Source organism: Pedobacter suwonensis, from assembly GCF_007833675.1.
GTDB classification, from domain to species: Bacteria; Bacteroidota; Bacteroidia; order Sphingobacteriales; family Sphingobacteriaceae; genus Pedobacter; species Pedobacter suwonensis.
In genome coordinates, this window is the sequence record NZ_CP031708.1 from 1 (window position 1) to 24,041 (window position 24,041).

Here is a 24,041-nt window from a genome sequence, read left to right on the forward strand (position 1 = left end):
TGGTTAATCATCCCGAAAAGGAAAATCTGAAAGCATCTCATCTGGTACAAACTGCACCAAATACCATTACCGAAAATGACGGTCTGAAAACAGTTTTGGAAAAAATGGAGCAGGAAAATGTATGGATTTTGCCTGTGTTAACCATAAAGAACCAATATTTAGGCTTTGTTTCTAAAACAGCAATCTTTAATAAATACAGGGCTTTGCTGATGAGACAGAATGATTATATGGGATAGATGTTATTTTAATGTTGGAGGGTTGAAACGTTGTAAAGTTGATCAGTTCTATAAAGATGAGTACCTTGATTAATCTTTAAATTACTTTTGAAAATTTGGACCTAAAAACAAATGTTGGAATGCTGTCCGGATAACCTTCAAACATTCCAACTTTTAAACTTTTCAACATAATTAGTGCTATTCGGCTCTTTTCAAACCAAACTTTTCTATTTTACTATATAAATGGCTTCTTTGAATATCAATTTCATCAGCTGTTTTTGATACATTCCAGTTGTTTTTTTCCAATTTGAACTTGATGAATTCGCGTTCTGCATAATCTTTATAATCCTGGAAATTATTGAACGAATCGAAAGAAGAAGCAAGGCCGTTACCTCCGGCAGCCGCAATCTGCGTACTGGTTGCAGCACCAATGTTTGTACCACCCCCCGGATTAGCAAAGGCACGGACATCATTTTCTGTAATAACCTTGTCGCTCAAAATAATCAGGCGTTCAATCATATTGTGCAGCTCGCGTACGTTACCTGTCCATGGTAAAGCTTGCAAGGCCAGCATACCGCCTTCATTTATTTTTTTAACAGGCATTCCATAATCGCTGCAAATGCTTTCTAAAAAGCTCTGGGCAATAACGGGGATATCATCCGTACGTTCAGTTAAATGTGGCACATGGATATTGATTACATTTAAGCGGTGATACAAGTCCATACGGAAGTTACCATCCTCAATTTCTTTCAGTAAGTCTTTATTGGTTGCAGCTAAAACACGAACGTTTACATCAATTTCTTTTTCACCACCCACACGTGTAATCTTATGCTCCTGTAAAGCACGTAAAACTTTTGCCTGGGCAGAGAGGCTCATATCGCCAATCTCATCTAAGAATAACGTTCCACCGTTGGCCAGTTCAAATTTACCGATGCGTTGCTTAACTGCAGAAGTAAAAGAACCTTTTTCATGTCCAAACAGCTCACTTTCTATCAGTTCTGAGGGGATAGCCGCACAGTTTACCTCAATTAAAGGGCTATCGGCACGATTGGATTTTTCGTGTAACCAACGGGCTACCAACTCTTTACCACTACCATTAGCACCGGTAATCAATACCCGGGCTTCGGTTGGCGCAACACGCTCAATGGTCTCCTTAATTTTAGAAATACTTTCCGATTCACCTAAAATTTCCCGGGTTTTACTGGCTTTACGTTTTAGGACCTTGGTTTCGGTAACCAAATTTCCACGGTCTAAACCGTTGCGTACGGTAATTAACAAGCGATTTAAATCAGGTGGTTTCGAAATAAAATCGAAAGCGCCTTTTTTGCTGGCTTCAATGGCAGTTTCAACTGTGCCGTGACCGGATATCATAATAAAAGGCAGATCTGGTTTAATGATCTGTGCCTGCTCCAGCACTTCCATACCATCCATCTTATTCATTTTGATATCGCAAAGAACCAAATCGAAATTTCCTTTTTTGATCATTTCGAGGCCATCGATACCATTATCTATATCTTCAACATCGTAATTTTCATATTCCAGAATTTCACGTAAGGTACTCCTTATTGCCCGCTCATCGTCAATTATTAATAATTTAGCCATTAGAGATGTATTCTTTAATTTTTAAAATGCGAATATATTGTTTTTTAATTAATGTATAGTTTTTTATACAATAATAGGCTATAAAACCTAAATTGAGCTGAAAAGTTTTAATCTCATCAGAAATAATCTTCTAAATATCTATTCCAATCGGTAATGCGTGTTTCCTGAACATCAATTCAACTTCTAAAAACGACTTTTCATTAAGCAAACACAGGGATAATTGTTAGTTAAAATTGTATTTATACATCCATTTTGCATATTGGTTAATTTTATTACTTTTGCGGCGCTTTTGGTTCCCGGTCTTACACCCGGGATTAAAAGGGAATACAGTGTAAATCTGTAACTGTCCCGCAGCTGTAAGCTCCTTAACGGATTTTCAATCAATTTGCCACTGTCCCGATATGTAGGGATGGGAAGGCCGGAAAACCGGGAGTAAGTCAGAAGACCTGCCTTGAGCGATTAATTTCATAGCTTTCGGGGATTGAAGCTAGGATTGAGATATCAACGTTGTTCGTATTTTCATTTCCTTTTCTGATCTGTTGGCTGTGGGCAAAACTCACAATCAAATGAACAAAAAATGTATGCTAACTGTAGCCGGGCTAGGGCTCGCACAGTTAATGATCGGCCAGGTGGCCAATGCGCAAACTCAAGATAGTTTGCAGCTCAAAGATGTTGTCATTTCTGCAACCAAAAACGACCAGAAACAATCACAGACCGGAAAAGTGGTCACCATTATCAGTCGGGAAGTGTTGGAACGCAGTAATGGTAAATCATTGCCGGAACTGATTAGCGAACAGGCTGGAATTATTGTGGCGGGAGCAAGCAGCAACCCAGGATTAAACAAATCGATTTTTTTTAGGGGTGCAGGAAGTGCTTATTCGATAGTTTTAATTGATGGTATCGTTCAGAACGATCCTTCAGGAAACGGAGGTGCTTTCGATTTAAGGTTGATTTCTATTGATCAGATCGATCACATTGAAATTTTAAGAGGCGGTCAGTCTACCATTTATGGTTCTGATGCTGTTGCAGGGGTAATCAATATCATTACCAAAAAAGGTGGCCCAAAAGGAAATACCATTTATGGTGTAGCCAGTGCAGGTAGTTATGAAACCTATAAAGGAACCATTGGGTTAAACGGTGGCGTGGAAGGCTTTTCTTACAATATTAACTATACCCATCATAAAACTGATGGAATTTCTGAAGCAGCTAATCCAAATGGAAATACATCCGTATTTGATAAAGATGGTTTTAAAACCGACGCCTTGAATGCAAACTTCGGAATCAAATTGGATAATCATTTTTCTATAAATCCATTTGTACGTTACTATTATGGCAATTACCAGTTCGATGGTGGTGCCTTTACGGATGCGAACAATTATTCTATTCTGAAAAACTTTGCTACAGGTACCAATGCTAAATATGAATTTGCTACCGGTAAAGTAACGTTAAACTACAGCTTTGAAAGCACCAGGAATGATGCACACAGCCAGTATCCAAGCCTAAATGAAGGCAGGGCATCGTTATTGGATTTATTCTATAACCAGAAATTGGGCAGTAAACTGGATTTATTGTTGGGTATAGATAACCGGGTGATGAAATTATCATCAGCCACGAATAAACCCGAAACCAACATTTTTGCTGCTTATGGATCGTTATTCTTACACGATTTAAGTGTATTTAACCTAGAAGTTGGCGGACGTTATAACAAACACGAACAATATGGCGAAAACTATACCTATTCAGTTACCCCAAGCATCAATATCATCAAGGAAATAAAACTATTCGGAACGGTTTCAACAGCATTTAAAGTACCTACCTTAAACATGCTTTTTGGTCAGTTTGGTGCTAACCTGGCTTTAAAACCAGAAAAATCACAGAATTATGAAGCTGGAGTTAACCTTAGCTTTGCAGATGATCAGTTCAGCTTGCGCCTGGCTGCTTATAAACGTGATTTAACCGATGCAATCATTTATGCTTACCCTAACGGATACATAAACCAGGTAAGTCAGAAAACCAAAGGCTTTGAGATTGAACCGGCTGCTAAATTCAGTGTGTTTAATATCAACGGTTATTATGCTTATGTAGAAGGTAATGAATTCAACTTTGTGGATAATGCCATTGCCGACTATCTTTTCCGCAGGCCAAAGCATACATTTGGTATCACGGCAGGTGCACAGGCTACCCGTAATTTATATGTGAGCGCTAATTTCCGCTATTTCGGTAAACGTACTGACGGTAATTTTGCGACTTATACTGTTGATAATCTACCTGCTTATCAATTGTTAAATGCCTATGCAGAATATGCATTGGCTAAAAAACGTGTAAAACTGTTTTTCGATGCAAAAAATATCCTGAATAAAAAATACAACGAGATTATTGGTTACAATAGTTTAGGTTTCAACTTTAATACAGGGGTAATTTTTAATATACACTAATAAAATTTACCTTTGCACCTTAAATAATAACCAAAATAAAATGGCTCATTTAAAATTTAATCCCCGCACTTTAATATTGCTTTTGATGATCCTTGCCATAACGGCTTTCCGTTTGCTGGTAACATTCAACTCTGATGAATTACAGTTTGCCAATTTTTCATCAATCGGAGCGGTGGCTTTGTTTGGAGGCGCCTATTTTAAAGATCACCTAAAGGCTTTCGCATTTCCTATACTAAGTTTGTTTTTAAGCGATTTCATTCTATCAATCACTATTTTTAGTAAATACAGTAACGGTTTTCTTTACGAAGGCTGGTATTGGACATATATTGCATTTGCTTTAATGGTGTTGGTAGGCAGAATGCTGCTTAAGAACATAAATGTAGTAAATTTATTGGCTTCAACATTGAGCATTGTGCTAATTCACTGGTTGGTTACCGACTTAGGTGTTTGGATTAACAATCCTGCATATACTCAGGATTTGCCTGGTTACTGGAGCTGCCTGATAAAAGCTATTCCGTTCGAAATCAGGTTTTTAGAAGGAACAGTAATTTATGGTACTTTACTTTTCGGAGCTTTTGAGATCTTAAAAGCAAAATATCCGGTATTAAAATTGCAAATGCAAAAGTCATAGTATTTGATTTGGTAGCTCAGCAACCAATCGAAAAATAAACAGAAATCCTCTTTTGATTCGATTCAAAGGGGGATTTTTTTTTAACTTTATAAATCCCGTCATGCTGAATTTAGTTCAGCACCTAATAGAAAGATCCTGAAACAAGTTCAGGATGACGATAAAAAATAATATGAAAGTTGTTTCCTTTTTACCCGCTGCTACGAAAATGATTTATGATATGGGCCTTCAGGATTACCTGTATGGGGTAACTTTTGAATGCCCGAAAGAGGCGGCCGAACAACCGAAAATAGTAAGGTGTATTTTGGAAGGTAAAAACTATTCCAGTATAGAAATCGACAGGATTTTTTCGGCATCCAAAGCGCAGGGGAAAAGTCTTTATTGGGTAGACGATGCCCTTTTAGAAAGCATAGCACCCGATGTGGTTTTTACACAGGACATCTGCGAAGTTTGTAATATCGACACGGTTTGTACCGAAACGGCTGTAATGAAACTGACTAAGCAGCCAACTCTGGTTCCGCTTTCGCCAAATAATCTGGAGGATGTTTTCGAATGCGCGGTTACCATTGCCAGGGCTTTGGGAAAGGAAGAAGTTGCTTTCAGTTATCTGGCAGGTTTACAGCAGAAAACTGATCAGATTCTGGATCGACTACGTGCAAATAAATCACCATTAAAACGGGTAATGCTAATGGAATGGATCGAACCGATCTATAATTGCGGACATTGGATTCCTTTTCAGATTGCTGCAGCTGGTGGTGTTGATATGCTTTCGAACCCTGCGGGAGACTCAATTGTTACGCCATGGGAAAAAATATTAAAATACAATCCCGAGGTTCTGGTAATTGCACCATGTGGTTTCGACCAAAAAAGAAGCCTGGAAGAAATGCCGCTCCTTACTTCAAAACCGGGTTGGGATCATCTTGCAGCAGTAAAAAACAATCAGGTTTATATTGCCGATTTTGACATGTTCACTCAGCCAAGTATTGGTACTTTGGTTGAGGGTATTGAGGCGCTAGCTTGTATGTTTCATCCTGAAATTTTTAAGGCTGATAAAAATATTGCAGATAAATTTATTAATTACGCCCGACTTGTTCGATCGCCACAATCTGTTTAATCATTATATGAGGTTAGTAGTATTAACAGGCGCAGGAATCAGTGCCGAAAGTGGATTAAAAACCTTTAGGGATGCCGACGGTTTATGGGAAGGTTATAATATATATGATGTAGCAACGCCCGAGGCCTGGGAAAGGAATCCGGAATTGGTGCAGGAATTTTATAACGAAAGAAGAAAGCAGGTTTTAGCAGCAAAGCCCAACCGTGCGCACCAGTTGCTGGCTGAACTCGAAAACGATTTTGATGTTGAAATCATTACCCAGAATATCGACGATCTTCATGAAAGAGCGGGTTCAACCAAGGTTACTCACCTCCATGGCGTGATTACCCGGTCGCAGTCCGATCTTAAACCTCATTTAACCTATCCCGTTACAGGTTCAGAAATAAAAATGGGCGAATTGTGCGAATTCGGGTCACAATTGCGGCCCCATGTAGTGTGGTTTGGTGAAGCTGTACCGATGATTGAGGTTGCAGCTAAAATTTGCGGGAAGGCTGATTTATTTGTGCTGATCGGCACTTCATTGGCGGTTTATCCTGCAGCCGGACTTATCGATTTCGTACCGCGTCAAGTCAAAAAATATATTATCGATCCCAAAACTCCGGACGTGAAGCGCTATCAAAACGTGATAAGCATTGAACAAAATGCGGTGACTGGAATGGAGCAGCTAAAAAGCATTTTAATAAATGGATAAAAAAATCTGCATTTTTAACTGGAGTGGTGGTAAAGATAGTACGCTGGCATTACATTACGCTCTCCAAGATCCAACGCTCGAAATCCGTTATCTGGTTACCACCGTCACAGAGCAATATAATCGAGTTTCAATGCATGGAGTAAGGGAAAATTTGCTCATTAAGCAGGCTGAAAGTATTGGCATTCCTTTATATCAGATCCGTTTGGGTGAAATGCCGGATATGGAAACTTACGACAATACCATGCGTATTCATCTGGACAAATTTAAATCAGAAGGAATTTCATATGCTATTTTCGGAGATATTTTTCTCGAAGATCTGCGTAAATACCGGGAAAGCAGGCTGTCTGAGATTGGCATGAAGGCCATATTTCCACTTTGGCATAAAGATACCAGAGCTTTGATCAGCGAATTTATCAATCTGAACTATAAAACCATCATTGTCTGTACCCAGCATAATCTAAAAGACCTATGTGGGAAAATAATTACTGAAGACTTAATCGATCAGCTCCCGCCAGAAATTGATCCCTGTGGGGAAAACGGCGAGTTCCATACTTTTGCCTTTGAGGGGCCAATCTTTAAAGCAAAAGTTGATTTTTCCTTTGGTGAACAGGTATTCAGGACATATAATTCACCTGCAAAAACTACCTCAGTAGATGATGATTCTTGTGCCAAACCTGCACTTTCAGGCTTTTGGTATGTCGATCTGATTGACTAATTTTTTGATTTGCAAAACATTTTGGCATCATTTTTTCTTTAGTAGTGATAATTAACTAAATCATATATCACAAATGAAACTCGTTTGAGTGAGGTTAGGTAGCTAAATGAGTGTCATGCTAAAATTAAAAATTATGAAAAGGATATTGGTAGTAATCGCATTAAGTTCTGTTATGTTTGCTTGTAATAACAAAGCAAAAGAAGAAGCTGCATTGAAACAGCAGGAAGCAGAAAAACAATTAGCCATTAAAGCCGTAAAAGATAGCTTACGCCTGGACAGCTTTAAAAAAGCTGAAGTGGCCAGGGTAGAAAAAGAGAAAGAAGCCCAACACCAGGCAGAATTGGCAGCTGCAAGAAGATCAAGTACTAGCGCCAGAAGATCATATGCCAGTTCTGGCGGAAGCTCAACCAGTGCTTATGGCGGTACACAGCCAACTGCAAAGAAAAAAGGCTGGAGTGATGCAGCTAAGGGCGCGGTAATTGGAGGTGCTGCTGGTGCAGTTGGTGGTGCTTTAATTGATAAGAAAAAAGGAAGAGGTGCTATTATCGGTGGTTTGGTTGGTGCTGGCGGTGGTTACCTGATCGGTAGAGGTGAAGATAAAAAATCCGGACGAGTACAAAACTAAGAAGGTTTCAATCATATTTGAAAGCGTTTCGATTCAAAATCGTAACGCTTTTTTTGTACACCAAAAAATCATTTCTATATTGCAAAAAATAAAATTCGTTATGACAGATCATACTACTGCAGATAAAGGTCAGATTCAGCATTTTGTGATGTTTTGGTTAAAACCACAATTAACCAAAAACGAAATTGCCGATTTTGCCAATTTTTTCGAAAGCTTAAAGCCAATCAAATACATTAAAACATTAAGTTATGGACTGGCGGCCAATACACCGGTACGTCCGGTTACAGACAACTCTTTTACTTATTCACTTACCATTACCTTTGCGAACATTGCAGATCATAATGCCTACCAGGAGGATAAAATACATTTAGATGCGGTAGAAAAATTTTCTAAAAACTGGTACAGGGTAGTGGTGCATGATACGGTAGTTTCTGTTTAAACCCGTTTTTTATTTCTGTTCCAACCGATAAATCTGCTGTTTAACCACAGATGTATACAGGTAACCACAGATTTATTGATCTACAACCTGGCGATACCGTGAAGTCAGGTTTAGAAAAACAAAAAAATCTAATGAGATAAGTACAGATGGATTGTCATTTCGACTGAAACGCATCGAAACGGCTGCCCATGCATGCTGCAGGCACTGCGGTCGAAAGGACGATCGGTGCTGTAGGATAATCTCAACGGTCTTCAATCCTGAACTTGTTTCAGGATCTTTAGACTAAAATATTTGTGGTATCAGATGTCGCCATCTGACGCTCAGAAAATTCGAGTTTAACTTTCGGATGGTAACTTTCAACAGCACGGTAATTTCCCCTGGAATCGTCATCCTGAACTCGTTTCAGGATCTTTGGACTGAAGTAACCGATTACCGATCGTGATAGAGGAGAGGCTGGATTAAGGCAATGCTTCGGTTACTTTCATTTCACAATTCGAGATTTTGACGGCAGCGGAAAATTATCAATTAAATTTCCCCGTTCCATTGCGTTCCAATCGATGAACTATACATAAGTTTTTTTGAAATATTTAATGCTTGTTTCAACCCAAAATCGCTAAACCTCCCATTTATTTGGTTAAATCACATGCCAAATTATATTTTTTGCAGAGATTCAAAATTCTATATATCAATTATTTATGTGGATTTATCTTAATAAAAACTGTCGATAACAACTCCGTTTAGCTCAAAAAATGTATTGAAACTCAGAATATTATTTTGAATGTTGAAATAATACGCTGAATATCAGTATATTGAATTGATTGTCTAATATTGATGCCTGTTGTAAGCTGCAGTAAAATCAGAACGCATCGATTTGAAGCGGGCAATAACGGTCTGGATAAATTCTTCATCAATAATTTCAAAAACATCATTTACGCCACCGCCACTCAGGTCTAGTTCAGCAAGTTTATAACTTTGCTCAAAAGTACCCTGTTCAAATTTTACAATGTATTTTTGGTTCATTGAAAAAATGGTGATCTTACATTCCGGATGCGGAAGTTCTGCTACAACTCTCATTTAGGATATATTTTATTTATAATTCAACTGATGTTCCGTTAAGTGTTCCCCAGCTATCAATAATGGAGAAACGGGCAAAAAGTTCTTCTTTGTACCACTCTCTCGCCCTGGTAAGCTTAATCACATCGGCATGGTCGAAAGTTTTATAGGCATAGTTTTTTACACTCTCAGCATCGTCCCATATCGAGAAAGTGGCCTGGTCAAAAAATGGATTTTCTCCCATACCGGCAGATAGGACAAATCCTGGTGCCGTATGCATCGCATCTGCCGCCCTTTTAATATTATGCCTGAACTCTTTTAGTCGGTTAAATTTAATTGCAGCCCTGGTAATTACAGCAATTTTCACAGAGGGAACTTTGTTTGTCTTATCAACTTTAAAAGGTTGTACTTTTGACCATAAGCCATGACTTGTTAAAGGATTGAGTAAGATGGTAAAGCTTTCTACTGCAAAAAAATTAAACCATTTCATCACTATAGAATTTTGGTTAAAATGATCATAATCTTTATGGTCATTCCAGGTCGTTAATACAGCCCAATGCTTGTAATCCGGAGATAAGTCAACCCTTGCATCTTTGCCACTTCCCATTAATTTCCAAAAACTACACTTTTTATTTAGCCATAAGGGTAACCTTAAAACCGCCATTCCTATAAATGCGAAGGGGATAGTTAGGCCACGGAATTTAGTAATGGTTAAGGCTACGATCATAATAAGCAGTTAAGCGGTCAAAACTAAGCATTTTCAGGATAGGTTCTCATTCAAATTTTTGTCATTAAAAACCATGCTGTCTTACAACTCGCATTTCATTATTAACTTTGAATTTAGAAATAAAACAAATGGCAGAAGATTTAGTTATTACGAGAGATACTTCTAAAGAAGCGCAGTATCAATCCATCATCCCTCAAATTAAAGCGCTATTATATGGCGAAACAGATTTTGTTGCCAATATGGCAAATGTTGCCGCTGCACTTAAAGAGCAGTTTGGTTGGTTTTGGGTTGGCTTTTACCAGGTAAAAAACGATGAGCTTGTTCTTGGACCTTTTCAGGGGCCTGTTGCTTGCACAAGAATAAAAAAGGGTAAGGGCGTTTGTGGTACTTCCTGGGCTGAAGCTCAAACCATTATTGTGCCAGATGTAGAAGAATTTCCTGGCCACATCGCTTGTGCATCAGCCTCAAAATCTGAAATCGTTCTGCCGCTTATTATTAACGGTGAAGTAATCGGAGTGCTAGATATCGATAGTGAAGTGTTGAATAAGTTTGATGAAACAGATCAACTTTATTTAGAGCAGGTTATTGCGATTTTATTAAACAGATAATTTAGATTACAAATTGAAATTAAGTCCTGAATATTATCAGAATGAGGATGTGGTAAGCCTTGCGAAAGATTTACTGGGTAAGGTACTCTATACCAAAATTGGTGAAGAAATTACTGCCGGTATCATTGTAGAAACAGAGGCTTATTTCGGGGTGAAAGATAAAGCATCTCATGCATATGGCGGTCGCCGTACCCAGCGCACTGAAACCATGTATGGTGAAGGCGGTGTTGCTTACGTATATCTCTGTTATGGTATGCATCATCTTTTCAATGTGGTTACATCAGTTAAAGACGACCCACACGCGGTTTTGATCAGGGGGATAGAACCAATGCTGGGATTAGAAATTATAGAACAGCGAAGGAATATGTCTCGTTTAAAAGGTGCTATTTCCGCCGGACCTGGTTCGGCAGCAAAGGCATTGGGGATCGATAAGACTTTTAATGCCAAAAATCTTTCCGATGAGGAAATCTGGATTGAGGACCAGGGTATCCGGTATGCAGAAGAAGATATTGCAGCAACACCACGTGTTGGCATCGCTTATGCCAAAGAGCATGCATTACTACCATGGCGTTTTTTTGTAAAAGGCAATAAATATGTAAGTAAACCAAATAAGGTTTAATTTATAGAAACCTTTTAAGGCGCTTGCTGTTTTTCTCTATAAACAATCAAAAACATGAAAAACGAGAAAAATATAGCCATCTTAAAAGAGATGGCAGAAAGTGTAAGAACCTGTATGTTTACTACCTTTTCTTCAAACGATGAATTTGGAAGCAGGCCAATGGGTACTGCGAAAATTGAGGACGATGGCACCCTGTGGTTTTACACTAACGAGTACTCTTTGAAATCGAAAGAAATTTCAAAAGAAAATAATGTATTGCTGGCTTATAGCGATCCTTCTAAAAATACTTATTTAACGGTAAAAGGTAAAGCTGAACTTGTAGACGATAAAGTACGCAAAGAGGCTTATTTTTCTCCATTTGTAAAAGCCTGGTTTCCTGATGGCGTTGAAGATCCGAGATTAATTTTGATAAAGGTTACCCCTGAAGAAGCAGAATACTGGGATTCATCTTCATCAAAAATTGTGGTGTTGTTTAGTATTTTGAAAGCGGTAGTTACGGGAGATACGCCAGATTTGGGTAAACATGATACAATGAAATTCTAATAAATTTAAAAGAATTGAAAGGCAGGATTGGAAACAATACCTGCTTTTTTGTAATATTGGCTGATGAATTTCGAAAACACACTATCGTTTGCCCAATTACAGGATGAGGCTGATCAGCTTCATCACTTCAGGTCTCAGTTCATATTTCCAAAACATAATGATAAAGATTTTATCTATCTGTGTGGCAATTCATTAGGTCTTCAGCCTAAAGTGGCTGAAGAAGTCCTGAAGGGACAACTTAACAATTGGGCTAACTACGCTGTTGAAGGTTGGTTTGATGGAAACGAGCCCTGGATGTTCTACCACAAGGCGCTTAAAAAGTTAATGGCTCCGATTGTAGGTGCGTTGCCCTCTGAGGTTTGTCCGATGAATACCCTGACCGTAAACCTTCATTTGTTAATGGTTAGCTTTTATCAGCCCAAAGGCAAACGCTTTAAAATCATTATGGAGGGAGGTGCTTTTCCATCCGATCAATATGCAATAGAAAGCCAGGTGAGGTTTCATGGTTTTGACCCTAAAGAAGCGATTATAGAGGTTTTTCCTAAAGAAGGTGAGGAAATACTCCATACCGAAGATATCATAGCTAAAATCAAAGAAAATGATTCTGAAATTGCTTTGGTTTTATTTGGCGGAATAAATTACTACACCGGACAATGGTATGATATGGAAGCCATTACCAAAGCAGGACATGAAATAGGCGCAGTAGTAGGCTGGGATCTGGCGCATGCTGCAGGTAACGTCCCGGTAAAATTGCATGACTGGGATGTTGATTTTGCATGCTGGTGTTCGTACAAATACCAGAATTCAGGTCCTGGTGGAATAAGCGGAATCTTTGTTCATGAAAAACATTTTGGCAACTCCGAACTAAACCGGTTTGCGGGATGGTGGGGCTATCAGGAAAGTAAGCGTTTTAAAATGGAAAAAGGCTTTGTTCCTGAAGCCGGGGCAGACGGGTGGCAAGTAAGCTGTACGCAGGTAATGCCGATGGCATTATACCATGCTTCACTTCAGATTTTTGAAAAAGCAGGATTCATTGAGCCCTTAAGAAAAAAAAGTATCACTTTAACTAAATATCTGGAATTTATTATAAATGAAGTAAATAAAGAAATAGAATTTGAGCAGTACAAAATTATTACGCCAAAGAATCCTGTAGATAGAGGCGCTCAGTTATCCATTATTGCACAGCGCAATGGTAAAGCGATTTTTGACGGCTTAATGGCGAATCACGTACTTGGCGATTGGCGCGAACCTGATGTAATCCGTTTAAGTGCCGTACCGCTTTATAATTCCTATGAAGATGTTTATTTGGCAGGGCAAGCGTTATTAAAAGTTAGTAAAGATATTTTAACGTAGAAAAGAAAAACAATGATTAACTATAACCCTAAAGACTGGAGTACGTTCATTTTTCATATCGATAAAAGTGACACCTTTAGAAAGCTTTGGCCTTTAATGCTTGGTGTAGCTGTATTTTCGGGGCTGGTTGCCTATGCCGAATTGAATTACTTTCAGCTTTCTAAAACGAGCAATGTAACCAATATTGGCATGATGCATAGTTTATTGGGTTTTGTATTGTCGCTTTTACTGGTTTTCAGAACAAATACGGCTTACGACAGGTGGTGGGAAGGCCGGAAATTGCTTGGGTCATTAACCAATGTAAGCCGTAACCTGGCTATAAAGATTAAGGCACTTAAACTGACAGATGAGGATGTTCGCTTTTTTGAATACGGCATCCCTAAATATGCTTTTGCATTAAAAGAACATTTAAGAGAAAAGATGTATTTTGGTAAGAATAGCTTGCTGATCGAAGTTGAAGAAGGTAAACACATTCCAAACCAGATAGCAGGCAGTTTAACCAACAGATTCTATGGACTGCTGGAAAAGGGGGCGATTTCGCAGGAACAGTTTATTGTTCTTTCCAGTGACTTTAATCAGTTCACCGATATCTGTGGTGCCTGCGAAAGAATTAAAAATACGCCAATCCCGTTTTCTTATAGTGCATTTATTAAAAAGTTTATTTTTGTTTATGTGATTACTTTGCCGTTTGGCTGGGTGTTCAGTTTGGGTTATTTTGTGGTGCCAATTGTTCCTTTTATCCTCTATGTATTAGCGAGTTTAGAGCTGATAGCTGAAGAAATAGAGAACCCCTTTGGTTACGATGCGAATGATCTTCCGGTGGATCAGATCTGTACCAATATCGAAAAACACGTAGGAGAAATTTTAGGCTAATGATCAGAATTGCCTGGCATCCGCTCTACGCCCATCCTTTGCCTGAGGGGCACCGTTTTCCGATGCTGAAATATGAACTGATACCGGGGCAGCTTTTACATGAGGGAACTATAACGTCTCAGAATTTATTTAGTCCAGAACCCGTTTCGGAAGAGATTATTCTTCTCTCTCATGAAAAAGCATATTGGGAACAACTGAGGAACTTAACACTTTCTGCTAAAGATCAGAGACGGATTGGATTCCCGTTAAATGTGCAGCTTTTAGAGCGGGAGCTAAGGATTACACAGGGCACAATTGACGGAGTTCATTTCGCTATAGATAATGGTATTGCTTTTAATGTTGCAGGTGGCACCCATCATGCAGGAAGCAATTGGGGTGAGGGTTTTTGTTTGTTAAACGATCAGGCTATCGCTGCTAATTATCTGTTAAACAAAAAATTAATTAATCGCATATTAATAATTGATTTAGATGTACATCAGGGAAATGGTACGGCCGAGATTCTCCAACATGAGCCGAGGGCATTTACTTTCTCCATGCATGGCGAGAAGAATTTCCCGTTTAAAAAAGAAATTTCAAATCTTGATGTCCCTTTAGATGATGGAATAGCTGATGATGAATACCTGTCCATATTAAATGTCAATCTGAAGAAGGCTTTTGAGATAGCCAAACCTGATTTCGTATTTTATCTATCGGGAGTGGATGTACTTTCAACAGATAAGTTGGGTAAACTGGCTTTAAGCAAAGCAGCATGCAAAGAACGTGACAGGATGGTGCTTCAGGCGTGTAAAAATAAAAATCTGCCTTTGCAGGTAAGCATGGGCGGAGGCTACTCAGCAGATATCAAGGATATTGTAGATGCACATTGCAATACCTATCGTCTTGCTTTTGATTTATTTGGATGAGCGCTTTTGCAAAGCCATAATATCATTATCTTCGCGCCTATATGTTGGAGATTATTTATCAGGACGAAAATCTAATTGCGATTAACAAACCTCATGGCTTGTTGGTGCACCAGTCTTCCATCGCCAGAGACGCGACAGAATTTGCCCTGCAATTGTTAAGAGATCAGGTAGGGAAGCATGTTAGTCCCGTACATAGGCTAGACAGAAAAACCAGCGGTATATTGTTGTTTGCTTTTGATAAGGAGTCTGAAGTTGCTATGCATCAGCAATTTATGAATGCTGAAACCGATAAGAAATATTTGGCCATTCTGCGTGGTTTTACACCCGATCAGATGGAAATTGATTATCCTTTAGCCAAAGAAAACGGAACCATGCAGGAAGCTTTAACGTCATTTCGTACACTTCAGAAAGCGGAGGTAGCAGTAGCTTTTGGTAAACATTCAACCTCCCGATATTCACTGGTAGAAGCCACACCTAAAACCGGACGGATGCATCAATTGAGGAGACATTTTAGCCATATCTTACATCCGATTATCGGCGACAGGACACATGGTTGTAACAAACAGAACAAATTTTTTAAAGAACAGTGGGATATGACGACCATGTTGTTACATGCATCAGAGTTAACCTTCGTTCATCCAGCTACAAAAGAAAAAATCCATTTAAAAGCAGGTTTACATGACGAGTTTAAAAGAGTGATGGATTTCATGAAAATGGAACTTTAGCACAATTTTTAACGCCAAAATCTGTTTATATAAACATCTATGATCAAATACCTACGTTTTACACTCCCAGTTTTAGTGCTTTTTGCAGCCAGTTGTTCTTCCGTATATATGCCGAACGTTCCAAATACGCCCATGTTAAGTAAACAGGGTGAATTTAGTGGTGGTGCGCACATCTCTTTAAAAGGCAATGCCAGCGTTAATGGTGCTTATGCGGTTTCTGATCATATAGGCGTGTTATTTAGCGGCTCAAGGATGAACAGTGAAAGAAAAACCAAAGATTTCGGGCACAAACTGATTGAAATCGGAGGAGGTTATTTCGATACTTTTGGTCCGGATGATAACCGCATTATCGAAATTTATGCGGGTGTAGGAAAAGGTTGGAGCGATATTACATTCCGTGATTATAAAAATGATATCCTCGTTAGTTCTGAACTGCAGGAAGTTGATTACAGAAAAACATTCTTGCAGGTAAACTACAGCTCGAAGAAGAAAAATAATTTGCGCTTGTTCGGAACCGATTTCCCCATTAATTATGGTACCGCTCTGAGGATTAGTCATATTAAAATGGATCGGTTCTTTTTAAATGGTGCAGTGCAGCCTAAAGAAGATAATATTTTCTTTGAGCCGGTTTTTTTTACGCGGATGGCGCTCAGCAAAACTTTTCAGCTTCAGTATACCACAAGCAGCAATATAGGCTTAAAGAATCGCAAATATATGTCGGCTGGTAACTCCATTTTTACCATAGGGGTTGTGGTGAATGTTGGGGGAAAATAATTTAGTTGTTCCTTTTTTCTAAAGTCACTTGGTATGACATCAAATAAACGTCGTTATTGCACGCCACAATTACCGTCATTTCGAGTGAAGTGCAACGGAGTCGAGAACCCGAAGGCTCCGAGAAGCTAAATCGATCTCTAGGTTATCTTTGATTATAAGATCTCTCCATTGCGCTGCGCTTCAGTCGAGATGACGATCGTTTAATTCAAACTCCTCGTCTTATTCTGAAACCTTAAAAACAACAGGATAGAGGCTGTTAATAAGCCCAATGTTAATCCATACCAGATTCCATTAACGCCTAAGTTGAAATGAAATCCCAAAACATAGCCAATCGGGATCCCAACTACCCAATAGGCTAAAAAGGTAATTAAGGTTGGCATGTTTACGTCACCCATACCGCGTAAAACCCCCAATCCAACCACCTGTGTGCCATCAAAAAGCTGAAAGAAGCCTGCGATGATTAATAGTTGTGCCGCAATTGGAATTACTGTGGCATCTTCGGTATAGATAAAAGGCATCAAATCATTAGCAATTACAAAAATGACCGCGGTACATGACATAAATAGCAATATTACATGATAGCTGGCGATTGCCGATTTACGAAGGTCATCGAAATTATTTTTACCAAAGTTATTTCCGGTTTTAATGGTTGCTGCCGATGCCACGCCACTGGCGATCATATACGTCATAGCCGCTAAACTAATGGCAATCTGGTGTGCGGCCTGTTCAATCGCACCAATGGTACCGATTAATAGTGCAGCACCACTAAAAGCACTGATTTCAAAAGAATATTGCATCGCTACCGGCATTCCGATTTTAGCGATTTTAACCGCCCTCATCTTATCAAAAAAAGTTGCCTTAAAACCGGTCAGATACTTTTTAAAATGCTTCGAGCGTAATACATAAAAGCACATCACAGCAGCCATCAAAATCCTGTCTATCAGCGTACTTAAACCCACACCGCTAACGCCCATAGATTGGACGCCAAACATGCCTTTCACGAAGATAATTCCTAAAATAATATTAATGGCATTTCCCCAGATGGAAACAAACATGGCTTGTTTGGTAAAGCCTAAACCTTCGGCAAATTGCTTAAATGTCTGGAAAATCAACAAAGGAATAATCGAAACAGATAAAAGGTTGAGATAAGGTTTTGCATAGCGTACTACCTCGGGCGTCTGGTTCAGGCGATCAATAACAAAAAATATCCCCACTTGCACCAGCAAATATAATAATACGCCAACACAAATGTTAATGATCAAACTGTTTGACAAAAGCTTCCCGCATTCATCATAATGTTGCCGGCCGTTTTCCTGTGCAATAAGCGGGGTTAAACCATAAGAGATGCCAAGGCCAATTACGAGAATGAGCATAAAGATACTGTTCACCAGCGAAACAGCAGCTAACTGAATGGTATCGGTAAAATGACCCACAATGATGCTATCGGCCATATGCACCAAAGTATGGCCAACCTGCGAGCCCACAATTGGCAAGGCCAAATGAAGATTTTCTTTATAATAGGGCTTATACCGGTTGTAAATTTTAGAAAACATGAGTTTGCAAAGATCGGTTTTTTAAACCTCATAAAATAGGGATGTAGAAAAGTTAATATATGATGGCCGACCTGGTGACTGAAGTACTTTGAATTTGGAAATTTAGAGAGATAGATTTTTCTTCCGAATTTTCTGGATTGTGCTCAGTTAGAATACTTAGCAAGCGGATCGTCATTCCCAACTTGCTTGGGAATCTTAATGCAATAAGTCTAAAGATTAAGATTCCCGCCTGCGCGGGAATGACGACTAACCTAATTAAATCAACTTATAAAGATACTTAACTACCTCACGGCCGTAAAATACTCTTCCTTTTCGGTGGTATGCGATTTGATTACGTTAGTTAAAATTAAATTAACCAGTACTTTCTGGGCCTTGCGGTACGAACTCCGCAAAAGTTTGCTAAATTCTTTCAGGGTAATCTTTCCATTTTGCTCGAGGTATTCGAGCAATTTTTTTTCATTATCAGAATAGGAGATGAGTACACCATTGTTTTTATCCTCCTGTTTAAGCACTTCGAGAATAATCCGGCTGGCTAAAACGCTTTTATCATCAATGCGGATATATGCCCACCATTTTTTTTGATGATCAAGTGCATAGTGCGGTTTGGTATCACTTTCAGGGATTTCAACCACCAAAACGAGCTTATCATCTACGTAAATCTCTTCAAAATGAGGTTCAATAGCCGGTTTGCAGAACTGATGTGCAGCAGTTAAAATCATGTATTTCTCTTCCTCTTCAGATTTCACTCCCTTAACGGATCCATTATCTGCAATGCCAATTAATAATTTGCCACCTTTATTATTGGCGAAAGCAACCAAACTCTTAGCTATTTTTTCGGTACTCGTAATGGTTTTTTTAAAATCCAGCATCACGCCCTCACCCTGCAAAATTAAATTCTTAATACTCGGCATAATCTAAAAATTAGTAAGCAACTCTTGGTGTTTCGCCCTGGTGCAGGTTTCTGATGTACACTTCATTCATTACGGTTGCACACAATTCGCCTTTTTTATTGGTGATCTCCATAGGGTAGGCTTTTACGAACTTTCCAATGGTTCTTAAAGCATGCTCAGCTTCATTAAGCATGTCATCAGTTACTGTAATGGTGAAATATAAAGTAGAACGTCCGGGTTTTAAATATTGTATAGAAGCACTCTTAAGCCAAACCCGGACTTTAAATCCCCGACGCTGCATCAGCTGATCAAATAAAAGCGCGTAAAATGGATCTGTAGCTGCGTAAATAGTTCCTCCAAAAATAGAACCATTGTAATTTTTATTCAGAAAACTCTTGCTCAGTTTAACCGTACAGCTTCTAAAGTCGTTGTCAAATTTCTGAACCCAAATGCGTTGAAAAAATAGGGGTGGGTAAAAACGCATTACCCATTTAAGGGTGTTTTGAGAAATAATCATATTTACTAATATCAGAAAGTTTTATCACCTTTTAAAGTTTTACCGATCTTGTTTTGGTCATATTTTTCTGAAATGACAGATTCCCTTTTTATGGCATCTCGATCAAGACTTTTGGTTATATAGTTATTTTTGTAGCAGCTTAGCTTATGGTTAAACAGTATTTAGGGAAATAATATACTGGAATGTATGATGATATTATCTCGAAAATTAAAAATGACAATAAATACCGTTTGATCTTCTTCGTTAACGCTCAATAGCTGGTGTTTATTCGCGAAAATATTATCCTTTATCGGATAATATTTAAAACCAAATGATTGTAAGGTTGTTTTGGATGATAGATAACATTAAAAACTATGAAAAAGATAATTTTAAGTCTTGCTTTTGCTGGTTCTCTTATGATAGCCACATCAGCATGCAATTCGTCAAAAAACATGGCTGGTTCTTCAGACAGCACAACAACGGATTCGACAACAACGGCGCCAATGGATACAACATCCAAATCAATGCCAGACACGACAACAAAAATGCCACCCGACACGACAAAACAAAATCCTCCTATGTAGGATCTTAAAAGCCACCCACACAGAGGTGGCTTTTATTTTAGAAATCTATTTTAAATATTTGTGTTAATGCGTACTTTCAGCGATTAAACCAAATAGTTAAATGGATCATCAAGCTAAAACCAACAGCCGTAATGTAATTTTTTTAGTTATTGTAGCTGCTCTGGGCTATTTCGTCGATATTTACGACCTCGTTCTGTTTTCGGTAGTGCGCTTAAAAAGTTTTACCGATATAGGGGTTTCTGCAGCACATATGCGTACCGAAGGGGAATACGTCATCAATATGCAGATGTTTGGCCTGTTGCTTGGAGGCTTACTTTGGGGAATAATAGGCGATAAATTCGGGCGGATCAAAGTATTATTCGGATCAATTTTGATGTATTCATTGGCAAATATAGCCAATGGTTTTGCTACTGATGTGCATACCTATGCCATGATCCGGTTTATAGCAGGCATTGGCTTAGCGGGCGAATTGGGTGCGGGCATTACCCTTGTTACGGAAACCATGGATAAAGAGAAACGTGGTTACGGTACCATGGTGGTGGCTGGCATCGGTTTACTGGGCGCCGCGGCAGCAGCTACCATTGGAAAGCATTTTACCTGGCAAACGTCTTATTTTGTAGGTGGCGGTATGGGCTTGCTGTTATTGCTTTTGCGTGTAGGCACTTTCGAATCGGGTATGTTTAAACATGCTGAGCAGGATAAACAGGTTTCAAAAGGTAATTTCTTTATGCTATTTTCTGATCGGAAAAGATTCTTAAAGTACTTGGCCTGTATCTGTCTCGGCCTTCCGCTCTGGTTTATTGTCGGGATTTTAGTTACCCAGTCACCAGAAATAGGTAAAGCATTGGGCGCTAAGGATGCCTTGAATGCAGGAACCGGCATTATGTATACCTATTTTGGTATTGCCATTGGCGATGTGGTTTGTGGTATTTTAGCACAGGTTTTAAGATCGCGTAAAAAAACAGTACTTATTTTTCAAAGTTTATCGGTAATCACCGTCCTGGTTTATTTAAATAGTACTGGTTTAACAGAAAGTAATTTTATCCTGATCTGCCTTTTTATGGGTTTTGCAGTTGGTTATTGGGCAACGTTTGTGACCATTGCTGCCGAACAGTTTGGTACAAACATCCGCTCAACAGTTACCACTACAGCGCCCAACTTTGTGCGTGGCGCTTTGATTCCGATCACGTTTGTTTTCGAATTTTTTGTGCATCGCTACAACATTGTATCTGCCGGTTTTATTGTGATGGGGATTGTAACTGTCATTGCCATGATTTCTGTTGCCTATTTAAAAGAAAGCTTTAATAAAGACCTTAATTACCTGGAACATTAGCCGCAGGATTCAGGACAGCGGAGATGAAAGACTTCTGGCTAAAAAGCAATGTCAACGCAATGTACTATATAAACATAAATCAATATAGCTGCCTTATTAGCTTTAAATTTGTATGGAAATAGAAAAAATCATCATGTTCAAAGAAGAAGTAGCAGTAAGATATAAGCAAATACAGGATGAAATTTGCAGGGGACTGGAAATTGCAGATGGCAAAGGAAAATTTGAGGAAGAGCTCTGGGAGAGAAATGGCGGGGGAGGCGGGCGTACCCGGATTATGCAAAATGGCGCAATCATCGAAAAGGGTGGCGTTAATTTTTCTGCTGTACATGGTAAGCTGCCGGAAGCGGTAAAAAAAGCCTTCAAGGTTAATGAGGATGATTTTTTTGCTACAGGCGTTTCTATCGTAATCCATCCAAATCATCCACTGGTACCAATCATTCACATGAATATCCGTTATTTTGAACTCAATGAGGAAACGCGTTGGTTTGGTGGTGGTATCGATTTAACACCGCATTATGTTTTCGAGAACGATGCACGTTTCTTTCATCATAAATTAAAGCAGGCATGCGACGATTTCAGCACTGAATTTTATCCAAAATTTAAAACACATGCTGATGATTATTTCTTTATTAAACACCGTGAAGAAACACGCGGTATTGGCGGCATTTTTTACGATCGCTTGAAACCTGAAAACACCAATCTGTCATGGGAACAGATTCTAGATTTCTCTATCAACATTGGTGAAACGTTTTTACCGATTTATACCGAATTAATCGACCGTAACCGGGATAAGGAATTTACCGAAACTCAGAAAGAGTGGCAATACCAACGCCGTAGCCGGTATGTAGAATTTAATTTGGTATACGATTCAGGAACAAAATTTGGCTTGGAAACCAACGGTCGGATCGAGTCGATTTTAATGAGTTTACCGCCACAGGCCAATTGGGGCTACAATGTGCAGCCAGCAATAGATTCAGAAGAATACAAAACGCTGCAATTGCTTAAAAAAGGGATTAACTGGATTTAGGTTGATCGTGTCGTCACCCTGATCCGATAGCTATTGTATTTTTTCAGGGGCTTTCATGCAGAAGATGCTGAACGAGTGCAGCATACTGGCTTTGAGTTAAAATAGCGTTAAGGGTGCAGATACTTCATGAAAACCAGCTTTCAGTTTACCGGTTCTGAAATCGTTTACAATATTGTGCGCCATACGTGTTGGCTCAGGGATTCGGTAATTCCCCACGCAGTTTTTTACAATTTCCAGGCTTTGATAAGCGGTAATTAAATGACCAGCAGATACGTAAACCGGCGCACACTTGATCTTTGTGCGTAAAGCGAAACCTAAGGTTTCGCCATGACTGATAATTTCTGTAGTGCTTAATTTTTTATTTTCAGGAACATGGTTTTCACCGTATAAAAGGCTCTTGGCACAACCTATAGTTGCTTGATTGGCCAAAATCCCAAAATGTGAAGCAACGCCCATTCGCCTCGGGTGTAAAATTCCATTTCCATCCAATACCACAACATCTGGTTTATTTTTAATCAATTCCCAAACTTTTAATAATGCAGGCACTTCTTTAAAACCTAAAAAACCAGGCTTATAAGGGAAACTGGTTTCATAAGTTGCTAACGAGAAAGATTTCAAAACCATATCCGGATAGGTGAGTATTACGATTCCCGCATACATGGTATCGCTGTTTTTGTTAAAAGAAATATCAGCCCCGGCAATCGTTTCAATATTTTGGAGCTGCTGAAACTTTAATTCTTTGGCGAGTTCGGTCTGATAAGCGGTAGCTTCCTCGAAGCTGTAATGGTCGTACATAATTTTAGTACAAGTTGAGGCCATAATTGTTTGCATTAACCTAAAGACAATGAAATTGGGAAGAACTCAAAACAATTTTAATGGTTGATAATCAGCTAAATTAACAGCGTGCGTTCTGGGCGAATTTCTCCAGGTTATTAACCGGTTTTTCTTTGATCCTTCACGATATTGACCATCTACCTGTTCGCTTAAAAAGGAAAATAAGAAAAGATGGTGCTTCGGAAAAACAACTTCCTCATCTTTGATCAGAGGAATTTCATTTAACTGTTTACTGATTTGGCCGATCAAATGAATTGGCTCAGCGCTAAAAATTGGTATATCCTGAAAATGGAGCAGTTTTGCGCGGTCATCGGCAAAAAATTCTACCAAATGATCTGCTTTGTAGTCCAGGGATATTCCTGATCCCCAGAACGTGGTGGAAATATCGTCCCGCTCATTGCCAATAGTTTCCTCTAATGCTTCAATTGCGATTTTTAAATCTTCTTCACTGAAAAATTGGCTGAATTGTTTTACCGTATCCTGAAAATCCTGTTTACGTTGTTCCAGGTTCTCGTGTTCTTCTGCTATGATTTTACCCAAGATTTTATCATATAACTGTACATCTGTTTTCTCGGAGAGAAACGGTATAGGTCCTAAGCCTTTTAGTGGCAATAATTCCCAAAACGAATGTAAATCTAGTTGATCCATAATTTAAATGTAATTAATTAGCGGCGTATGGATTT

General features: G+C 38.9%; 27 protein-coding genes and 1 riboswitch. Of the genes, 19 read left to right on the forward strand and 8 right to left on the reverse strand.

The features are described from left to right. The first annotated feature begins 95 nt into the window (after positions 1-95). Positions 96-236, forward strand: a complete 141-nt coding sequence (locus DV942_RS24200; protein WP_450091374.1) for a hypothetical protein — start codon at positions 96-98, stop codon at positions 234-236. A 177-nt stretch (positions 237-413) separates the two neighbouring features. Here the strand turns inward: DV942_RS24200 and DV942_RS00010 are convergent, their stop codons facing one another. After that, the gene (locus DV942_RS00010) at positions 414-1,817 is read right to left on the reverse strand and encodes a sigma-54-dependent transcriptional regulator (protein WP_090987265.1); all 1,404 of its coding nucleotides are present in this window, start codon (positions 1,815-1,817) and stop codon (positions 414-416) included. Between the two features lie 273 nt (positions 1,818-2,090). Next, positions 2,091-2,285, forward strand: a riboswitch (cobalamin riboswitch). 98 nt (positions 2,286-2,383) lie between these two features. Between DV942_RS00010 and DV942_RS00015 the strand changes: the two genes are divergently transcribed. The 7 genes from DV942_RS00015 (at position 2,384) to DV942_RS00045 (ending at position 8,464) form a co-directional block, all read left to right on the forward strand. After that, on the forward strand, positions 2,384-4,252 hold the full coding sequence (locus DV942_RS00015; protein WP_145854220.1) for a TonB-dependent receptor plug domain-containing protein: 1,869 nt from the start codon (positions 2,384-2,386) through the stop codon (positions 4,250-4,252). A gap of 40 nt (positions 4,253-4,292) precedes the next feature. After that, positions 4,293-4,883, forward strand: coding sequence for a DUF6580 family putative transport protein (locus DV942_RS00020; RefSeq protein WP_090987261.1), 591 nt, complete (start codon positions 4,293-4,295; stop codon positions 4,881-4,883). Between the two features lie 151 nt (positions 4,884-5,034). Beyond that, positions 5,035-5,994: an ABC transporter substrate-binding protein gene (locus tag DV942_RS00025; RefSeq protein WP_244950783.1), complete on the forward strand. Its 960-nt coding sequence runs from the start codon at positions 5,035-5,037 to the stop codon at positions 5,992-5,994. A gap of 7 nt (positions 5,995-6,001) precedes the next feature. Then, positions 6,002-6,685, forward strand: coding sequence for an SIR2 family NAD-dependent protein deacylase (locus DV942_RS00030; protein ID WP_145854222.1), 684 nt, complete (start codon positions 6,002-6,004; stop codon positions 6,683-6,685). Next, positions 6,678-7,400, forward strand: a complete 723-nt coding sequence (locus DV942_RS00035) for a Dph6-related ATP pyrophosphatase (RefSeq protein ID WP_145854224.1) — start codon at positions 6,678-6,680, stop codon at positions 7,398-7,400. Before DV942_RS00030 ends, DV942_RS00035 begins: the two co-directional genes overlap by 8 nt. Positions 7,401-7,533: 133 nt before the next feature. Beyond that, positions 7,534-8,025: a YMGG-like glycine zipper-containing protein gene (locus tag DV942_RS00040; RefSeq protein WP_090987439.1), complete on the forward strand. Its 492-nt coding sequence runs from the start codon at positions 7,534-7,536 to the stop codon at positions 8,023-8,025. A 100-nt stretch (positions 8,026-8,125) separates the two neighbouring features. Next, positions 8,126-8,464, forward strand: coding sequence for a Dabb family protein (locus DV942_RS00045; RefSeq protein ID WP_145854226.1), 339 nt, complete (start codon positions 8,126-8,128; stop codon positions 8,462-8,464). An 822-nt stretch (positions 8,465-9,286) separates the two neighbouring features. On the opposite strand, the gene DV942_RS00050 is transcribed toward DV942_RS00045, so the two are convergent. Continuing rightward, positions 9,287-9,538 carry a hypothetical protein gene (locus DV942_RS00050; protein ID WP_090987251.1) on the reverse strand — a complete coding sequence of 84 codons (252 nt, stop codon included), beginning with the start codon at positions 9,536-9,538 and terminating at the stop codon, positions 9,287-9,289. Between the two features lie 16 nt (positions 9,539-9,554). After that, on the reverse strand, positions 9,555-10,244 hold the full coding sequence (locus DV942_RS00055) for a DUF3291 domain-containing protein (protein WP_145854228.1): 690 nt from the start codon (positions 10,242-10,244) through the stop codon (positions 9,555-9,557). A gap of 128 nt (positions 10,245-10,372) precedes the next feature. Here DV942_RS00055 and DV942_RS00060 point away from each other — a divergent pair, with 128 nt between their 5' ends. The 8 genes from DV942_RS00060 to DV942_RS00095 all read left to right on the forward strand — a co-directional run bounded on the left by DV942_RS00060 (position 10,373) and on the right by DV942_RS00095 (position 16,641). Then, positions 10,373-10,852 (forward strand): GAF domain-containing protein, encoded by a 480-nt coding sequence (locus DV942_RS00060; RefSeq protein ID WP_145854230.1) that lies wholly within the window; start codon positions 10,373-10,375, stop codon positions 10,850-10,852. A gap of 13 nt (positions 10,853-10,865) precedes the next feature. Beyond that, on the forward strand, positions 10,866-11,471 hold the full coding sequence (locus DV942_RS00065; RefSeq protein ID WP_145854232.1) for a DNA-3-methyladenine glycosylase: 606 nt from the start codon (positions 10,866-10,868) through the stop codon (positions 11,469-11,471). Positions 11,472-11,525: 54 nt separating this feature from the next. Continuing rightward, positions 11,526-12,014 carry a pyridoxamine 5'-phosphate oxidase family protein gene (locus tag DV942_RS00070; RefSeq protein WP_145854234.1) on the forward strand — a complete coding sequence of 163 codons (489 nt, stop codon included), beginning with the start codon at positions 11,526-11,528 and terminating at the stop codon, positions 12,012-12,014. Positions 12,015-12,077: 63 nt separating this feature from the next. Continuing rightward, on the forward strand, positions 12,078-13,367 hold the full coding sequence (kynU, locus tag DV942_RS00075) for a kynureninase (RefSeq protein WP_145854236.1): 1,290 nt from the start codon (positions 12,078-12,080) through the stop codon (positions 13,365-13,367). Between the two features lie 12 nt (positions 13,368-13,379). Continuing rightward, on the forward strand, positions 13,380-14,240 hold the full coding sequence (locus DV942_RS00080) for a bestrophin family protein (protein WP_145854238.1): 861 nt from the start codon (positions 13,380-13,382) through the stop codon (positions 14,238-14,240). Beyond that, complete coding sequence (locus DV942_RS00085; protein WP_145854239.1) at positions 14,240-15,142, forward strand: histone deacetylase family protein; 903 nt, start codon at positions 14,240-14,242, stop codon at positions 15,140-15,142. The genes DV942_RS00080 and DV942_RS00085 overlap by 1 nt, the downstream gene beginning before the upstream one ends. Positions 15,143-15,183: 41 nt before the next feature. Then, positions 15,184-15,867: a pseudouridine synthase gene (locus tag DV942_RS00090; RefSeq protein ID WP_145854241.1), complete on the forward strand. Its 684-nt coding sequence runs from the start codon at positions 15,184-15,186 to the stop codon at positions 15,865-15,867. Positions 15,868-15,906: 39 nt separating this feature from the next. Then, positions 15,907-16,641 (forward strand): hypothetical protein, encoded by a 735-nt coding sequence (locus DV942_RS00095; protein WP_145854243.1) that lies wholly within the window; start codon positions 15,907-15,909, stop codon positions 16,639-16,641. Between the two features lie 200 nt (positions 16,642-16,841). Here the strand turns inward: DV942_RS00095 and DV942_RS00100 are convergent, their stop codons facing one another. From DV942_RS00100 to DV942_RS00110, 3 genes are all read right to left on the reverse strand, one after another. Then, positions 16,842-18,194, reverse strand: a complete 1,353-nt coding sequence (locus tag DV942_RS00100; protein ID WP_145854244.1) for an MATE family efflux transporter — start codon at positions 18,192-18,194, stop codon at positions 16,842-16,844. A 281-nt stretch (positions 18,195-18,475) separates the two neighbouring features. Next, positions 18,476-19,105: an AlbA family DNA-binding domain-containing protein gene (locus DV942_RS00105; protein WP_145854246.1), complete on the reverse strand. Its 630-nt coding sequence runs from the start codon at positions 19,103-19,105 to the stop codon at positions 18,476-18,478. 10 nt (positions 19,106-19,115) lie between these two features. After that, positions 19,116-19,601, reverse strand: a complete 486-nt coding sequence (locus DV942_RS00110; RefSeq protein WP_145854248.1) for a DUF4442 domain-containing protein — start codon at positions 19,599-19,601, stop codon at positions 19,116-19,118. A gap of 310 nt (positions 19,602-19,911) precedes the next feature. On the opposite strand from DV942_RS00110, the gene DV942_RS00115 reads away from it, so the two are divergent. The 3 genes from DV942_RS00115 to hemF all read left to right on the forward strand — a co-directional run bounded on the left by DV942_RS00115 (position 19,912) and on the right by hemF (position 22,524). Continuing rightward, entirely contained in the window at positions 19,912-20,172 is a 261-nt protein-coding gene (locus DV942_RS00115) for a hypothetical protein (RefSeq protein WP_186462383.1), read from the forward strand. A 92-nt stretch (positions 20,173-20,264) separates the two neighbouring features. Further along, complete coding sequence (locus DV942_RS00120) at positions 20,265-21,497, forward strand: MFS transporter (protein ID WP_145854253.1); 1,233 nt, start codon at positions 20,265-20,267, stop codon at positions 21,495-21,497. A gap of 112 nt (positions 21,498-21,609) precedes the next feature. Further along, positions 21,610-22,524, forward strand: a complete 915-nt coding sequence (hemF, locus tag DV942_RS00125; protein ID WP_403001257.1) for an oxygen-dependent coproporphyrinogen oxidase — start codon at positions 21,610-21,612, stop codon at positions 22,522-22,524. Between the two features lie 96 nt (positions 22,525-22,620). Here hemF and nfi read toward each other — a convergent pair whose 3' ends face one another. Then, positions 22,621-23,319 (reverse strand): deoxyribonuclease V, encoded by a 699-nt coding sequence (nfi, locus tag DV942_RS00130; protein WP_145861505.1) that lies wholly within the window; start codon positions 23,317-23,319, stop codon positions 22,621-22,623. Positions 23,320-23,385: 66 nt separating this feature from the next. Continuing rightward, positions 23,386-24,006, reverse strand: a complete 621-nt coding sequence (locus tag DV942_RS00135; RefSeq protein ID WP_145854255.1) for a hypothetical protein — start codon at positions 24,004-24,006, stop codon at positions 23,386-23,388. Positions 24,007-24,041 lie beyond the last annotated feature (35 nt).

Bases quoted from the DNA above. Each gene is read 5' to 3' on its own strand.
- DV942_RS00010 (WP_090987265.1), bottom strand. From the start codon at position 1,817: ATGGCTAAATTATTAATAATTGACGATGAGCGGGCAATAAGGAGTACC.
- DV942_RS00015 (WP_145854220.1), top strand. From the start codon at position 2,384: ATGAACAAAAAATGTATGCTAACTGTAGCCGGGCTAGGGCTCGCACAG.
- DV942_RS00020 (WP_090987261.1), top strand. From the start codon at position 4,293: ATGGCTCATTTAAAATTTAATCCCCGCACTTTAATATTGCTTTTGATG.
- DV942_RS00025 (WP_244950783.1), top strand. From the start codon at position 5,035: ATGACGATAAAAAATAATATGAAAGTTGTTTCCTTTTTACCCGCTGCT.
- DV942_RS00030 (WP_145854222.1), top strand. From the start codon at position 6,002: ATGAGGTTAGTAGTATTAACAGGCGCAGGAATCAGTGCCGAAAGTGGA.
- DV942_RS00035 (WP_145854224.1), top strand. From the start codon at position 6,678: ATGGATAAAAAAATCTGCATTTTTAACTGGAGTGGTGGTAAAGATAGT.
- DV942_RS00040 (WP_090987439.1), top strand. From the start codon at position 7,534: ATGAAAAGGATATTGGTAGTAATCGCATTAAGTTCTGTTATGTTTGCT.
- DV942_RS00045 (WP_145854226.1), top strand. From the start codon at position 8,126: ATGACAGATCATACTACTGCAGATAAAGGTCAGATTCAGCATTTTGTG.
- DV942_RS00050 (WP_090987251.1), bottom strand. From the start codon at position 9,538: ATGAGAGTTGTAGCAGAACTTCCGCATCCGGAATGTAAGATCACCATT.
- DV942_RS00055 (WP_145854228.1), bottom strand. From the start codon at position 10,244: ATGATCGTAGCCTTAACCATTACTAAATTCCGTGGCCTAACTATCCCC.
- DV942_RS00060 (WP_145854230.1), top strand. From the start codon at position 10,373: ATGGCAGAAGATTTAGTTATTACGAGAGATACTTCTAAAGAAGCGCAG.
- DV942_RS00070 (WP_145854234.1), top strand. From the start codon at position 11,526: ATGAAAAACGAGAAAAATATAGCCATCTTAAAAGAGATGGCAGAAAGT.
- kynU (WP_145854236.1), top strand. From the start codon at position 12,078: ATGAATTTCGAAAACACACTATCGTTTGCCCAATTACAGGATGAGGCT.
- DV942_RS00080 (WP_145854238.1), top strand. From the start codon at position 13,380: ATGATTAACTATAACCCTAAAGACTGGAGTACGTTCATTTTTCATATC.
- DV942_RS00085 (WP_145854239.1), top strand. From the start codon at position 14,240: ATGATCAGAATTGCCTGGCATCCGCTCTACGCCCATCCTTTGCCTGAG.
- DV942_RS00090 (WP_145854241.1), top strand. From the start codon at position 15,184: ATGTTGGAGATTATTTATCAGGACGAAAATCTAATTGCGATTAACAAA.
- DV942_RS00095 (WP_145854243.1), top strand. From the start codon at position 15,907: ATGATCAAATACCTACGTTTTACACTCCCAGTTTTAGTGCTTTTTGCA.
- DV942_RS00100 (WP_145854244.1), bottom strand. From the start codon at position 18,194: ATGTTTTCTAAAATTTACAACCGGTATAAGCCCTATTATAAAGAAAAT.
- DV942_RS00105 (WP_145854246.1), bottom strand. From the start codon at position 19,105: ATGCCGAGTATTAAGAATTTAATTTTGCAGGGTGAGGGCGTGATGCTG.
- DV942_RS00110 (WP_145854248.1), bottom strand. From the start codon at position 19,601: ATGATTATTTCTCAAAACACCCTTAAATGGGTAATGCGTTTTTACCCA.
- DV942_RS00115 (WP_186462383.1), top strand. From the start codon at position 19,912: ATGATTGTAAGGTTGTTTTGGATGATAGATAACATTAAAAACTATGAA.
- DV942_RS00120 (WP_145854253.1), top strand. From the start codon at position 20,265: ATGGATCATCAAGCTAAAACCAACAGCCGTAATGTAATTTTTTTAGTT.
- hemF (WP_403001257.1), top strand. From the start codon at position 21,610: ATGGAAATAGAAAAAATCATCATGTTCAAAGAAGAAGTAGCAGTAAGA.
- nfi (WP_145861505.1), bottom strand. From the start codon at position 23,319: ATGTACGACCATTACAGCTTCGAGGAAGCTACCGCTTATCAGACCGAA.
- DV942_RS00135 (WP_145854255.1), bottom strand. From the start codon at position 24,006: ATGGATCAACTAGATTTACATTCGTTTTGGGAATTATTGCCACTAAAA.